The following is a 14,796-nucleotide window of genomic DNA, read 5'->3' as shown; positions in this document are numbered from 1 at the left end:
GTCCTTGGGCTATGCCCCTCCCACATCACCCGGCATGCGGGTCCGGGCCGCGGCTGCGCTCCACGCCTGCTTTCCACACTCCGTCGCCCCCCATGCAGTTGCGCTTCGCTTCGTTCGCTGCGATCAGCTTGCGGGAGGACTTCCACCTCCAAGAGTACGCCCATGCTGCACCAAGAAAAAAGGCGCCCGAAGGCGCCCCTGGTCTGCTGCCGCCGTGCGCCTCAGGCGTTCTGCGGCGCGTTGCGCAGCTTGATGTGCAGCTCGCGCAGCTGCTTCTCGTCGACCGGGCTCGGCGCCTGCGTCAGCAGGTCCTGGGCACGCTGAGTCTTCGGAAAGGCGATCACGTCGCGGATCGACTCGGCGCCGGTCAGCAGCATCACGAGGCGGTCGAGGCCGATCGCGATGCCGCCATGCGGGGGGGCGCCGTACTGCAGCGCATCCAGCAGGAAGCCGAACTTGTTCTGGGCATCCTCGGCGCTGATCTTGAGCGCGCGGAACACCTTGCTCTGCACTTCCTCGCGGTGGATACGGACCGAGCCGCCGCCCATCTCGATGCCGTTGAGCACCATGTCGTAGGCCTTGGCGATGCACTTCTCGGGCGCCGTGTCCATGAGATCCTCGTGGCCGTCCTTGGGCGCAGTGAACGGGTGGTGCACGGCGGACCAGCGCTGGCCTTCCTCGTCGAACTCGAACATCGGGAAGTCGACCACCCAGAGCGGCGCCCAGCGGTCGTCGAACAGGCCGTTCTTCTTGCCGAAGGGGCTGTGGCCGATCTTCACGCGCAGTGCGCCGATGGCGTCGTTGACGACCTTTTCCTTGTCGGCGCCGAAGAAGATGATGTCGCCGTTGCGCGCGCCGGTGCGGGCGATGATCTCGGCCAGCGAGGCGTCGTTGAGGTTCTTGACGATCGGGCTCTGCAGGCCTTCGCGGCCCAGGGCGGCATCGTTGACCTTGATGTAGGCCAGGCCCTTGGCGCCGTAGATCTTGACGAACTCGGTGTAGCCGTCGATGTCGCCACGCGAGAGGCCGCCTTCGCCGCCGCCGCCCGGCACGCGCAGCGCAGCCACGCGGCCGCCCTTCATGCCGGCCGCCTGGGCGAAGACCTTGAATTCCACGTTGCGCATGACGTCGGTCAGCTCGGTGAACTCGAGCTTGACGCGCAGGTCGGGCTTGTCGGAGCCGTACTTGAACATCGCGTCGCCATAGCTCATCACCGGGAACGGCGGCAGCTCGACTTCGGCCGCGGCGCGGAACACCTTGCGGATCATGCCCTCGAACATCTCGCGGATCTCTTCCTCGGCCATGAACGAGGTCTCGATGTCGATCTGCGTGAATTCGGGCTGGCGGTCGGCGCGCAGGTCTTCGTCGCGGAAGCACTTGACGATCTGGTAGTAGCGGTCGTAGCCGGCCACCATCAGCAGCTGCTTGAAGAGCTGCGGCGACTGCGGCAGCGCGAAGAAGCTGCCGTCGTGCACGCGGCTCGGCACCAGGTAGTCGCGCGCGCCCTCGGGCGTCGACTTGCCCAGCATCGGCGTCTCGATGTCGATGAAGCCGTTGGCATCGAGGAACTTGCGCGCCTCCATCGTGACCTTGTAGCGCAGCATCATGTTGCGCTGCATGGCCGGACGGCGCAGGTCGAGCACGCGGTGCGTGAGGCGGGTGGTCTCGGAGAGGTTGTCGTCGTCGAGCAGGAAGGGCGGCGTCACCGACGGGTTCAGCACCTTCATCTCGTGGCACAGCACCTCGATCTTGCCGCTCTTGAGGGCCTCGTTGATCGTGCCTTCGGGGCGCGCACGCACCAGGCCCGTGATCTGCACGCAGAACTCGTTGCGCAGGCCTTCGGCGGCGGCGAAGGTGGAGGCGCGATCCGGATCGCACACCACCTGGACGTAGCCCTCGCGGTCGCGCAGGTCGATGAAGATCACGCCGCCGTGGTCGCGCCGGCGATTGACCCAGCCGCACAGGGTGACGGTTTGTCCGAGGAGGGCTTCGGTCACGAGACCGCAGTAGTTTGAACGCATGGCCATAGATGGATTCCGGCGCCGCGAAGGCGCGTCTTTGTCGTTATTTGATCGCGATCGTCGCGGGGCCGCCAGGAACGACCACCCCCATCGACACGATGTACTTGAGCGCGTCGTCCACGCTCATCTTGAGTTCGATGCAATCGCTGCGCTTGAGCATCACGAAATAGCCGCCCGTCGGGTTGGGCGTGGTCGGCACGTAGACGCCGAGATAGTCGCCGCCGCCCAGGTGGCCGACGACTTCATGGCCGGGCGTGCCGGTCACGAAGGCGATGGTCCAGGCGCCCTGGCGCGGCCACTCGATCAGCACCGCGGTGCGGAAGGCATTGCCGTTTTCGGAGAACAGCGTGTCCGAGACCTGCTTGACGCTCGAATAGATGGAGCGCACCACGGGGATGCGGCGCACCACCGCATCGCCCCAGCCCAGCAGGCGCTTGCCCACGAAGTTGCTCGCGATGGCGCCGACCGACAGCAGGATGGCCAGGGTCAGCAACACGCCGAGGCCGCGCACCTTGTGCTCGTTGAGGTACAGCTGCCACGTTTCCGGCAGCAGCCACAGCGTTTGGTCGAGGGTGCCGATGATCCAGTTCAGCACGCCCAGCGTGATGACCAGCGGCACGATGACCAGCAAGCCGGAGAGCAGCCATTTGCGCAGCGCGAGCATCGGCGGGGCCTCAGTCGCTGCCTGAAGAGGATGCGGGCGCCGGCGCCGGCGCTGGCGCAGGGGCACTGGCGGGCGCGGCGGCCGGCGTGGCGGCAGCGCCTTCGGCCGACGCGGGAGCCGGGCTGGCGGCCGGCTTGTCGCCACCGCCATCGGCGCCCTTCTTGCCGCCGCCATCGCGGAAATCGGTCACGTACCAGCCCGAACCCTTGAGCTGGAAGCCGGCGGCCGTGAGCTGCTTGCTGAACGCGCTCGCGCCGCAAGACGGGCAGTCCGAGAGCGGCGCATCGGACATTTTCTGCAGCACGTCCTTGGCAAAGCCGCAGGCGCTGCACTTGTAGGCGTAGATAGGCATGGGATTGGGGCGAAAAGGAGCGGCCGGCGGCCGCTCGCAAAGCCCTCGATTATAAGGGTGCCCCCCAATCCCCGGGGGCGATGGCTCAGACCGGGTCGACGGCCAGCGGCCGGTGGGCCGTGCGCGTGTTGGCGACCCATTGGGGCGCCAGCGAGCCGACCACCATGCCGCCGAACGAGGCCAGCACGCCGGCGAGCTGGGCCGGGAACTCCTTGCCCCAGGGCATCGCGAGGAACAGCAGCCAGGTGCCGATGCCCAGCAGCACCGCCGCCACCGCGCCCTGGGTGGTCGCGCGCTGCCAGTAGAGGCCGCACACCAGCGGGACGAAGGCGCCCACCAGCGGCACCTGGTAGGCCCCCGACACCAGTTCGTAGATCGGCGTGCCCTGCATCCGGATCGCATAGGCCAGCACCGCGGCGCTGAACAGCAGCACCGTGATGCGCATCGTCAGCAGGTTGGACTTGTCGCTGCCGGCAGGACGGAACTGGCGCCAGATGTTCTCGGTGAAAGTCACGCTGGGCGCCAGCAGGGTCGCCGAGGCGGTCGACTTGATCGCCGACAGCAAAGCGCCGAAGAACAGCACCTGCATCACGAAGGGCATCTTCTGCAGCACCAGGGTCGGCAGCACCTTCTGCGGATCGTCCTTGAGCAGGTCGGCGGTCTCGCCCGGCATGATCAGGAGTGCGCTCGCGACCAGGAACATCGGCACGAACGCGAACAGGATGTAGGCGATGCCGCCGATCACCGGGCCGCGCGTGGCCGCCTTGACGCTGTTGGCCGACATGACGCGCTGGAACACGTCCTGCTGCGGGATCGAGCCGAGCATCATGGTGATCGCAGCGGCGAAGAAGAACACCATGTCCTTGTAGTTCGGCTCGGGCCAGAACTTGAACAGGTCCTTGCTGACCGCGAAGGCCAGCACCTTGTCGGCGCCGCCGGCCATGTTGCCGGCGAAGACCGCGATCACGGCCAGGCCCAGCACCAGGATGATCATCTGGATGAAGTCGGTCACCGCGACCGACCACATGCCGCCGAAGAGGGTGTAGGCCAGGATCGAGACCACGCCGATCACCATGCCCCAGGCGACGCCGATCGCGCCGCCCGACAGCAGGTGGAACACCAGGCCCAGCGCCGTGACCTGGGCCGAGACCCAGCCGAGATAGCTCAGCATGATGATCAGCGAGCAGGCGATCTCGACGATGCGGCCGTAGCGTTCGCGGTAGTAGTCGCTGATGGTCAGCAGCGTCATGCGATAGAGCTTGCCGGCGAAGAAGAGGCCGACCAGGATCAGGCAGGTGCCGGCGCCGAAGGGATCCTCGATGACGCCGTTGAGCCCGCCTTCGATGAACTTGGCCGGGATGCCGAGCACCGTCTCGGAGCCGAACCAGGTCGCGAAGGTGGTGGTCACGATCATGTAGAGCGGCAGGTGGCGCCCGGCGATCGCGAAGTCGGTGGTGTTCTTGACGCGCCTGGCCGCATAGAGGCCGATGGCGATGGTGATCAGCAGATAGACGAAGACCAGGGTCAACAGCACGGCAGCAATTCCTTTCTCAGAAGAGACGCACGCGCACCAGCACCTGCATCGCGATCAACCCCAATACAAAACCTATGCCACCGTAGATGATCGCCTGCAGCAGGCGGTTGGTGCGCTTCTGCGCGGCCAGCAGTTCGAGCAATTCGCGGCGGTGGTCCGGGGGGCGATTTTCCAGGAAATCGTGCATCAATCGAGGCAGCTGCGGCAGCAATTTTGCATAGCGCGGGGCCTCTGCGCGCAGCTGCTCGAACAATTTGCGCGGGCCGATCTGGTCGGTCATCCACTTCTCGAGAAAGGGCTTTGCGGTGTGCCAGAGGTCCAGCTCGGGGTCGAGCTGGCGGCCCAGCCCCTCGATGTTGAGCAGGGTCTTCTGCAGCAGCACCAGCTGCGGCTGGATCTCGACATGGAAGCGGCGCGAGGTCTGGAACAGGCGCATCAGCACCATGCCGAGCGAGATCTCCTTGAGCGGCCGGTCGAAGTAGGGCTCGCAGACGGTGCGGATCGCCGCCTCGAGCTCGTCGATGCGGGTGCCGTGCGGGACCCATCCGCTTTCCAGATGCAACTCGGCCACGCGCTTGTAGTCGCGGCGGAAGAAGGCGACGAAGTTCTGCGCCAGGTACTCCTTGTCCGACTCGGTCAGCGTGCCGATGATGCCGAAGTCGAGCGACACGTAGCGCCCGAAGGTCTCGGGCTCCAGGCTGACCTGGATGTTGCCGGGGTGCATGTCGGCGTGGAAGAAGCCGTCGCGAAAGACCTGGGTGAAGAAGATCGTGACGCCATCGCGCGCCAGCTTCGGGATGTCGACGCCGGCCGAGCGCAGGCGGTCGAGCTGGGCGATCGGCACCCCCTTCATGCGCTCCATCACCATCACCTCGGGATGGCAGAAGTCCCAGTACATCTCGGGGATCAGCACGAGATTGAGCTTTTCCATGTTGCGCCGAAGCTGGGCCGCATTGGCCGCCTCGCGCACCAGGTCGAGCTCGTCGTGCAGGTACTTGTCGAACTCGGCCACCACCTCGCGCGGCTTCAGGCGCTTGCCGTCTGCCGACAGGCCCTCGACCCAGCCGGCCATCATGGCCATCAGCGCCAGGTCTTTCTCGATCACGTCGCGCATGCCCGGGCGCAGCACCTTGACCGCCGCGTCGCGCACCGAGCCGTCGGCCAGGCGAACGGTCGCGAAATGCACCTGCGCGATCGACGCGCTGGCCACCGGCGTCTCGTCGAACTGCACGAAGATGTCGCTCACCGGGCGCCGGAAGGCGCGCTCGATGGTGGCGATCGCCACCTTGGACGGGAACGGCGGCACCCGATCCTGCAGCCAGGCCAGCTCGTCGGCGATGTCGGGCGGCAACAGGTCGCGCCGGGTCGACAGCACCTGGCCGAACTTGACGAAGATCGGCCCCAGCCGCTCCAGCGCCTCGCGCAGGCGCTGGCCGCGCGGCGCATCGAGATTGCGGCCGACCGAGACGATCCGGGCCACCACCCGGAGCCAGGGCTTCTGGAAACTTGTGAGGACGAGTTCGTCGAGGCCGTAGCGCAGTGCGACCCAGACGATGAAGGCGCCGCGGTAGATCCGCCTCATTCGGCTGCAGGCCCATCGGCCTTGCCAGGGCGCTGGCCGACGAACTGCCGCAGCGCCTCCACCACCCGGCGGGCACCGGTGGCGATGGTGTGGGCCGGCACGTCGCCGATGGCGCGCGCCAGGTCGTCCTCGACGTCCCAGCGCACATGGTCGACCAGCCAGTTCACCTCGGCCGCCAGCTGCACGTCGCCCTCGATGCGCACCGCCGGTTTCTCGCCCTTGAATGCTGCACGGGCGAGGCCGAAGGGCGATTCCTCGGTCACGGCCAGGGTGAGCTCGGCGGCGGCGCCCTCGGGTGCCAGGTCGAGCAGGCCGGCCGGCGTGGCCACCAGCTTCATGGTCACGAAGCGCCACTGGAACAGCACCACGCGACCCTGCACCCGCAGCAGGCGCTGCTGGGCTTCGGGCTCCTGCTGGAGCACATGGTTGAGGAAAAGCACCGCACGGTGCTGGATTTCGTGGACTGCCCACTCCGGCGGCTGCAGGCGGCTGCCGACGCGGTTGGCGAGGTCTTCCAGAAAGGCGAATGGGGACGATGGTGTAACCATGTCGGTATTATCAGCTCGCCCCCAGGTTGCCCGCACTTCGTGTCGGGCGCCCACCCCCTACCGGGGGCAACACCAGCGGCCCGGCGAAGCCGGTTCCGCGGTGTTTCACCAACGGGCCTGGCTGCGCCGGCCGGGGAATACTGGCGCGATGGTTTGTTCTTGGGCGGCGCGCAGCGCACGCCTGTTCGTGGGCAGTCGCGGAACCGGCTTTGCCGGGCCGCTGACTGCGCCCCCGGTAGGGGGTGGGCGCCTCGACACGAAGTGCGAGGCAACCTGGGGGCGAGCCCTTACTGCAGCGCTTGGACGCCGGCCACCAGCCAGCCGCTGCCGCCCTGGGTGTCCTTGGTCATGTTCCAGACCTCGCGGAACGGGCTCGGGCCTGCCGACACGTCCTCGCGGATCATGCCGGAGAACTCGACGCTGGCCAGGTAGGCATCGGGCAGCTCTTCGATGCCGAGCAGCTTGGCGTCGAGCATCACGACTTCGGTCTTGTTGGTCTGGCCGCCGGTATGGGTCTCGCGCTCGGCGAGTTGCTGGCGGATCTCGCCGACCATGCCGTCGGTCATCATCGAACGCAAGGTGCCGATGTCGGCGCGGTCCCAGGCATCCTGCAAGGTCACGAAGTTGCGCTTGGCTGCGGCCAGGAAGCCATCGGCATCGAAGCCCGCGGGAATGCCCCAGGACTGCGAACCGGCCAGTGCCGAGCCGATCATGCTGCCGCCCGCGGCAGCCGCGCCGGCCATCGACGACCCGACCGGGCGATCGACCGCATGCTCGGGCTGCGACGCACTGGCATCGAAGGCGGTGGCATTGCTTTCCCAAGGCCGGGCCGAGGCATCGTTGCCGACGTTGCGGGGGCTGTACTGCGGCGGCGCCGTGGCATCCGCCGGGCTGCCGGCGCCCTGGAAGGCGAAGCCGCCAGTTCGTGGCGAGCTTGCGGCCGAGCGCGAACGGGCGGCAAAGATGCGCCACACGACCACGGCCGCCAGCACCAGCAGGCCGATCAGGAGGATGTTGCCGAAGGCGGCGCCGAGGCCGAGCGAGTTCGCGAGCCAGGCCAGGCCGAGGCCGGCGGCCAGGCCGCCGAGCATGCCGGCCCAGGGCCGCTTCGGTGCAGCCGCAGCCGGCGCCGCGGTCGCGGGCTTGGCGGCGGCATTGGTCGCGTTCTGCGCCGGCGCACCCGGGGTCGCTGGTGCGGCAGGCGGCGTCGCCTGACGCTGCGTCACGTTGCTGGATTGCTTGCCGACCGAACGGCCACCACCCATCCGGGCAGCGCTGGCGTCGATGCTCACGACAGCCAGGGCGCACACCAGCAACAACGAACCAAATTTCTTCATGACGTCTCCTACGGCGAAAAACAGCTTCAACACTTGATTCCAACATGCAGGGCGACCACGCCGCCCGTCATGTTGTGATAGTCCACATGGCCGAAACCGCCCTCCTTCATGAGGGTCTTGAGATCTTCCTGGGCCGGATGCATGCGGATCGACTCGGCCAGATAGCGGTAGCTGGCGTCGTCGCCGGCCACCACCTTGCCCAGGCGCGGCAGCACGCTGAACGAATACCAGTCGTAGGCTTTCTGCAGCGGCTTGGCGACCTTGGAGAACTCGAGCACCAGCAACTTGCCGCGCGGCTTCAGCACGCGGTTCATTTCCTTCAGTGCGGCATCCTTGTGGGTCATGTTGCGCAGGCCGAAGGCCACCGTCACGACGTCGAAATGATCGTCGGGGAAAGGCAGTTTCTCGGCATCGCAGACCAGCGTCGGCAAGGCGACGCCGGCATCGAGGAGACGGTCGCGACCGGTGCGCAGCATGGCTTCATTGATGTCGGTGTGAACGACCTCGCCGCTGGCGCCCACCTTCTTGGCGAAGGCCAGCGCCAGGTCGCCGGTGCCGCCTGCGATGTCCAGCACCTTGGAGCCTTCGCCGACGTTGGCGACCATCACCGTGTAGGCCTTCCAGGCCCGATGCAGACCCATCGACATCAGGTCGTTCATGAGGTCGTAGCGGGAGGCGACCGAATCGAAGACGCCGCGTACGCGCTTGGCCTTGTCGCTTTCGTCGACCGATTCGAATCCGAAATGGGTGGTGCTCATAGCCCCGATGTTAGGCCGGAAGCGTTCACATCAAGCCGGATACCCCGCAAGGAATCCGGAATTTCGTTGCTCAGTGGCTGCTGCAGGCGTGCCCGCCGTGGCCCGATGCGGCCGGCTTGTCGGCCATCGGTGCGTCGCGATCGACGCCTGCTGCGGCGAGCCGGCGTTCGTACTCGGCCCACAGTTCGGCCTCCCGGGCACCGAGGTCGTACAGCAGGTCCCAGGAGAAGATCCCGCTGTCATGGCCGTCGCTGAAGGTCGGCTGCACCGCGTAGTTGCCGACCGGCTGCAGGTCGACCAGTTCGACCTCGCGCTTTCCGGTCTGCAGGATCTCCTGGCCGGGCCCGTGGCCCTGCACTTCGGCCGACGGCGAGTAGATGCGCATCAACTCGAACGGGATGCGGAAAGTCTCGCCGTCGGAAAATCCCACTTCGAGCACACGCGACTGGCCGTGCACCGTGATCGACTGGGGCGTCGGTGCGCCCGTCTTCAAACCTGCCATCAGAAACTCCTTGTCGCCAGACGCCCGATCATCTCGCGTTCCAGCGCCGCAAGTTGATGCTCGATCGCCTGCTCGCGCTGCGGGTCGGCGGCGCGCTGCGCCGCGGCCCAGACGGGCGAGGGAAAACGGCTGTCCCACTCGAAGCGCGCGATCACGTGCCAGTGCAGGTGCGGGACCATGTTGCCGAGCGCGGCCAGGTTGATCTTGGCCGGCGACAGCGCATCGCGCAGGCACTGCTCCACGACCGCCACGGCCTCCATGCACAGGGCGCGGTCGGCTGGCGCCAGCTCCGACCATTCGGCCACATGATCGGTCCAGACCACGCGGTAGAAGGCCGGAAAGCCCGCTTCGGCCGCATGGATGACGCGCAGCTTCGCGCCCCGGAAGACCTCGCGGCCACCGGGCCCATCGCACAGCGGGCAACCCGCCACGAGCATCGGCGCGCTCACACCAGCACGCGTTCGATGCCGCCCTGGTTGGCGGCCGCCACATAGGCCGGCATCCAGTCGGCGCCGAGGATCTTGTTGGCCATCTCGACCACGATGTAGTCGGCTTCGAGCAGGCCGTTGTTCAGGTCGTTGCCGTAGCGGCTCAGGCCCTGCAGGCAGCTGGGGCAGCTGGTCAGGATCTTGACGTTGGCCTCGGGCGCCACCTGGCCGGCATCGCGCAGCGCAGCCTCGCCCTTCTTGAGCTCTTCTTCCTTGCGGAAGCGGATCTGCGTCGAGATGTCCGGACGGGTCACGCCCAGCGTGCCGGATTCGCCGCAGCAGCGGTCGTTCTTGAGCACGTTGTCGCCGACCAGCGCCTTCACGGTCTTCATCGGATCCTGCAGCTTCATCGGCGTGTGGCAGGGGTCGTGGTAGAGGTAGCCGCCACCGCCTGCATCGCCGAGCGTGATGCCCTTCTCGAGCAGGTACTCGTGGATGTCGATGATGCGGCAGCCCGGGAAGATCTTGTCGAACTGGTAGCCCTGCAGCTGGTCGTAGCAGGTACCGCAGCTCACCACCACGGTCTTGATGTCGAGGTAGTTCAGCGTGTTGGCGACACGGTGGAAGAGCACCCGGTTGTCGGTGATCATCTTGTCGGCCTTGTCGAACTGGCCGCTGCCGCGCTGCGGATAGCCGCAGCACAGGTAGCCCGGCGGCAGCACGGTCTGCACGCCCGCATGCCACAGCATCGCCTGCGTGGCGAGGCCGACCTGAGAGAACAGGCGCTCCGAGCCGCAGCCCGGGAAATAGAACACGGCCTCGGTCTCGGGCGTCGTCGCCTGCGGGTTGCGGATGATCGGGACGTAGTCGGCATCCTCGATGTCGAGCAGCGCCCGCGCCGTCTTCTTGGGCAGGCCGCCCGGCATCTTCTTGTTGATGAAGTGGATCACCTGCTCCTTGACCGGCGCCGGGCCCAGGGTTGCCGGAGGGGCGGCGGTCTGCTTCTTCGCCAGGCCGCGCAGCAGGTCGTTGGCCATGCGCTGGGCCTTGAAGCCGATGTCGACCATGCCGGTGCGCATCAGCTTGATGGTCTGCGGACTGGTCGCATTGAGGAAGAACATCGCCGCCGCATTGCCGGGCCGGAATGACTTCTGCCCCATCTTGCGCAGCAGGTTGCGCATGTTCATCGAGACGTCGCCGAAGTCGATGTTGACCGGGCACGGCGTGAGGCACTTGTGGCACACGGTGCAGTGGTCGGCGACGTCCTCGAACTCTTCCCAGTGCTTGATGCTGACGCCGCGCCGGGTCTGCTCCTCGTACAGGAAGGCCTCCACCAGCAGCGAAGTCGCGAGGATCTTGTTGCGCGGCGAATAGAGCAGGTTGGCGCGCGGCACGTGGGTGGCGCACACCGGCTTGCACTTGCCGCAGCGCAGGCAGTCCTTGACGCTGTCGGCAATGGCGCCGATGTCGCTCTGCTGCATGATGATCGACTCGTGCCCCATCAGGCCGAAGCTCGGCGTGTAGGCGTTGGTCAGGTCGGAATGCAGCGTGCGGCCGTCGGCGCCGGCATGCTCGCTGCCGCGCAGCAGCTTGCCCTTGTTGAAGCGGCCTTCGGGGTCGACCTTCTTCTTGTAGTCGGTGAAGGGCTGCAGCTCGGCGTCGCTCAGGAACTCGATCTTCGTGATGCCGATGCCGTGTTCGCCCGAGATCACGCCATCGAGGCTGCGCGCCAGCGCCATGATGCGCACGACGGCCGCGTGGGCGGTCTGCAGCATCTCGTAGTTGTCGCTGTTGACCGGGAGGTTGGTGTGCACGTTGCCGTCGCCGGCGTGCATGTGCAGCGCGACCCATACGCGGCCCTTGAGCACGCGCTGGTGGATCTGGTTGCATTCGGCCAGGATCGGCGCGAATTCGGCTCCCGAGAAGATGGTCGCCAGCGGCGTGCGGATCTGCGTCTTCCAGCTGGCGCGCAGCGAGTGGTCCTGCAGTTGTGGAAACAGCGCCTCGACGTTGTCGAGCCACCCCTGCCACAGCGAACGCACTTCGCGCACCAGCGCCACGGCCTGCGCCACGCGGTCTTCCAGCAACTCGGCGGAAGGGATGTCGTTGGCGTCGTCGCTCTTGCCCAGCGGCAGGTTGCCGCGCGCCAGGAAGGCTTCGAGTTCATCGGCCAGCGCGATCTTGTTCTGCAGCGACAGCTCGATGTTGATGCGCTCGATGCCGTCGGTGTACTCGGCCATCCGCGGCAGCGGGATCACCACGTCCTCGTTGATCTTGAAGGCGTTGGTGTGGCGGCTGATGGCCGCCGTGCGCTTGCGGTCGAGCCAGAACTTCTTGCGCGCCTCGGGGCTGATCGCGATGAAGCCCTCGCCGCTGCGCGAGTTGGCGATGCGCACCACCTCGGAGGTGACGCGGGCGACGGTGTCGGCGTCGTCGCCGGCGATGTCGCCGAACAGCACCATCTTCGGCAGGCCGCCGTGGCGCTTGGACTTGGTCGCGTAGCCGACCGCCTTGAGATAGCGGTCGTCCAGGTGCTCCAGGCCGGCGAGCAGCACGCCCGAGCGCTTCTGCTCGGCGAACATGAAGTCCTTGATCTCGACGATGCTGGGCACCGCGTCCTTGGCATTGCCGAAGAACTCGAGGCACACGGTGCGGGTGTGGGCCGGCATGCGGTGCACGACCCAGCGCGCGCTGGTGATCAGGCCGTCGCAGCCTTCCTTCTGGATGCCCGGCAGGCCCGACAGGAACTTGTCCGTCACGTCCTTGCCGAGCCCTTCCTTGCGGAAGGTCTTGCCCGGGATCTCGAGCCGCTCGGTGCGCAGCGCAGTCTTGCCGTCGGCGGCGAAGTACTGCAACTCGAACACCGCGCTGTCGGCGTCATGGATCTTGCCGAGGTTGTGTCCGATCCGCGTGACCTCGAGCCATTCGGCATCGGGCGTGACCATCCGCCATGAGGCCAGGTTGTCGAGCGCGGTGCCCCACAGCACCGCCTTCTTGCCGCCGGCGTTCATCGCGACGTTGCCGCCGACGCAGGAGGCCTCGGCCGAGGTCGGGTCGACCGCGAACACGAAACCGGCCCGCTCGGCCGCGTCGGCCACACGCTGGGTCACGACGCCGGCCTCGGTCCAGATCGTCGGCACTGGCGCCGCGAGGCCCGGCAGCTCGCGCATCTCGACCTCGGTCATGGACTCGAGCTTCTCGGTGTTGATGACCGCGCTGTTCCAGGTGAGCGGAATGGCGCCGCCGGTGTAGCCGGTGCCGCCGCCGCGCGGCACGATGGTCAGGCCGAGCTCGATGCAGCCCTTGACCAGGCCGGCCATCTCGGCCTCAGTGTCGGGCGTCAGCACGACGAAGGGATATTCGACCCGCCAGTCGGTGGCGTCGGTCACGTGCGACACGCGCGACAGGCCGTCGAACTTGATGTTGTCCTTGGCGGTGACGCGGCGAAGTTCGCGCGTGGCCTTGCGCCGCAGGGCCGCGACCTCGCGGAACATGGCGTCGAAGGTGGCCACGGCGCGTGCCACCAGGCCGGTCAGCTCGCCGACCGAAACATCGCGCTGGGCGTCGCTGTCGGGCGTGCGCCGCTTCTGGACCTCGCCCAGGCGGTGGTTGAGCGCCTCGACCAGCTGGCCGCGGCGGCGCGGGTTGTCCAGCAGGTCGTCGACCAGGTAGGGATTGCGCCGGACGACCCAGATATCGCCCAGCACCTCGTAGAGCATGCGGGCCGAGCGGCCGGTGCGGCGCTCGGAGCGCAGGCTTTGCAGCAGCTCCCAGCCACGCTCGCCCAGCAGGCGAATGACGATCTCGCGATCGGAAAAGCTGGTGTAGTTGTAGGGGATCTCACGCAGTCGCGCAGGCTCTGCGGCCTGCGACAACAACGCCGTCAACGCGGTCGGAGCATTCATCGGGAGGGGTCGCCTCGGTCGGGCGCTTCGCGCCCACGAACCAGGGGGGCGAATTTTAAGTCAGGCCGTTGGCCCATGCCGGAGGCGGGCCACCCGCGGCCCGCCCGGCTTGCCTAATTCGGCCCCGCCGCAGGCGCAGCGGGGCCGAAAGCGGCGTCAACGTCAGGGGATGTTCGAGCTGACGACGTGGAACGGGCCACCCGGCAGCGGGAAGCTGCCGCCGTACTCGAACTTGCCCGACCCGATGGGGCAGCCGTTGGGCGGCTGGCAGCTCCACCCCGGGTTGGTCGTGAAGATCACCGGGCCGTAGCGGTAGTTCGACACCTTCGATCCGCCATAGTCCGCCACCGACACCACCGCGTGCTGCGTGCCGTGGACGTCCGCGTCCTCCGCCGAGATCGGGTCCACCAGGCTGGAATCGGTCAGCTGCAGCCCTTCCGAAGCCCGCGTCGCGCCCGAATTGTTATCGGCCGAGAAGCGCACCCAGTCGATGCGCCGGTCCCCGCGCGAGGTGACGATCAGGCTGCCGCTCTCATGCTTGGAATAGGCCAGGCCGGTCGGGTTGCGGCCCACCGCCACGCTGCCGGCTTCCACCAGCTCGCTGGGCGCTCCCGCGGTCGCCGAGTTCAGGTAGTTGCCCAGCTTGTAGATGTGCAGCTGTCCGTCCTGCGTCGCGATCCAGGCCCGCGAGTAGTACGCCGTGAGACTCACCTTGACCGCCGTCGGCCGGTTGGCGAGGTCCACCACGCGGGCCACCACCGGCTGCTGCGAGGCGTCTTGCGTGAAGGTGTACGGCCACTGGTTGGCCGCCGGGCCCCGGCTCGCCATCCGGGCGTCGAAGGCCGCCTTCGTGCCGCCGAAGTACTGCTCGCGGTAGTAGCGGAACAGCGGCCGCAGGTCGACGAACGCCGCGCGCTTCTCGCTCTTGGAGAGCACCACCGCCATCCCCGCCTGCGCGAACGTGTCCCTGTTGACACCCGAGTAGAAGCTGGTGCGGTTCGTCTCGTTGGTCAGCGGCAGCCGGGCGTAATCCACGAACGAGCTGCCCGTGGAACCCGGTGTGTAGACGCGGTGGTAGCTCTCGAACTCGACGCCGGTGGCCGCCGAGATCTCGGTCGGCTCCTTCATGGTCTCGGGCAGGTCGACATAGCCCAGCACCTTCATG

The 14,796-nt window shown here is 67.3% G+C and carries 11 protein-coding genes and 1 pseudogene; all 12 read right to left on the bottom strand.

Going from position 1 to position 14,796, the window contains the following annotated elements; genetic code table 11:
* Positions 1-221: 221 nt before the first annotated feature.
* The gene (aspS, locus tag QTI45_RS00060) at positions 222-2,027 is read right to left on the bottom strand and encodes an aspartate--tRNA ligase (protein ID WP_286369164.1); all 1,806 of its coding nucleotides are present in this window, start codon (positions 2,025-2,027) and stop codon (positions 222-224) included.
* A 37-nt stretch (positions 2,028-2,064) separates the two neighbouring features.
* Positions 2,065-2,685 carry a DUF502 domain-containing protein gene (locus QTI45_RS00055; protein ID WP_286369163.1) on the bottom strand — a complete coding sequence of 207 codons (621 nt, stop codon included), beginning with the start codon at positions 2,683-2,685 and terminating at the stop codon, positions 2,065-2,067.
* A 10-nt stretch (positions 2,686-2,695) separates the two neighbouring features.
* Positions 2,696-3,037, bottom strand: a complete 342-nt coding sequence (locus tag QTI45_RS00050) for an FmdB family zinc ribbon protein (protein WP_286369162.1) — start codon at positions 3,035-3,037, stop codon at positions 2,696-2,698.
* Between the two features lie 85 nt (positions 3,038-3,122).
* A complete protein-coding gene (locus tag QTI45_RS00045) occupies positions 3,123-4,571 on the bottom strand; it encodes a high affinity choline transporter 1 (RefSeq protein ID WP_286369161.1) in 1,449 nt (482 codons plus the stop codon).
* A gap of 16 nt (positions 4,572-4,587) precedes the next feature.
* Positions 4,588-6,153, bottom strand: coding sequence for a ubiquinone biosynthesis regulatory protein kinase UbiB (gene ubiB, locus QTI45_RS00040; RefSeq protein ID WP_286653264.1), 1,566 nt, complete (start codon positions 6,151-6,153; stop codon positions 4,588-4,590).
* A complete protein-coding gene (locus QTI45_RS00035; protein ID WP_286369159.1) occupies positions 6,150-6,701 on the bottom strand; it encodes a hypothetical protein in 552 nt (183 codons plus the stop codon). Before QTI45_RS00035 ends, ubiB begins: the two co-directional genes overlap by 4 nt.
* 287 nt (positions 6,702-6,988) lie before the next feature.
* Entirely contained in the window at positions 6,989-8,038 is a 1,050-nt protein-coding gene (locus QTI45_RS00030) for a Tim44 domain-containing protein (protein ID WP_286369158.1), read from the bottom strand.
* Between the two features lie 26 nt (positions 8,039-8,064).
* Positions 8,065-8,796, bottom strand: a complete 732-nt coding sequence (gene ubiE, locus QTI45_RS00025; protein ID WP_286369157.1) for a bifunctional demethylmenaquinone methyltransferase/2-methoxy-6-polyprenyl-1,4-benzoquinol methylase UbiE — start codon at positions 8,794-8,796, stop codon at positions 8,065-8,067.
* Positions 8,797-8,866: 70 nt separating this feature from the next.
* A complete protein-coding gene (locus tag QTI45_RS00020; RefSeq protein WP_286369156.1) occupies positions 8,867-9,298 on the bottom strand; it encodes a gamma-butyrobetaine hydroxylase family protein in 432 nt (143 codons plus the stop codon).
* Positions 9,298-9,735 carry an HIT family protein gene (locus QTI45_RS00015; protein WP_286369303.1) on the bottom strand — a complete coding sequence of 146 codons (438 nt, stop codon included), beginning with the start codon at positions 9,733-9,735 and terminating at the stop codon, positions 9,298-9,300. The genes QTI45_RS00020 and QTI45_RS00015 overlap by 1 nt, the downstream gene beginning before the upstream one ends.
* An 8-nt stretch (positions 9,736-9,743) precedes the next feature.
* A complete protein-coding gene (locus QTI45_RS00010; protein ID WP_286369155.1) occupies positions 9,744-13,631 on the bottom strand; it encodes a DUF3683 domain-containing protein in 3,888 nt (1,295 codons plus the stop codon).
* A 162-nt stretch (positions 13,632-13,793) separates the two neighbouring features.
* Positions 13,794-14,796, bottom strand: a pseudogene (locus QTI45_RS00005) (hypothetical protein); the annotation flags it as partial.

This window comes from Variovorax saccharolyticus (genome assembly GCF_030316765.1).
Classification (GTDB): Bacteria; Pseudomonadota; Gammaproteobacteria; order Burkholderiales; family Burkholderiaceae_C; genus Variovorax; species Variovorax saccharolyticus.
This window is presented reverse-complemented; position numbering and strand designations above follow the sequence as displayed.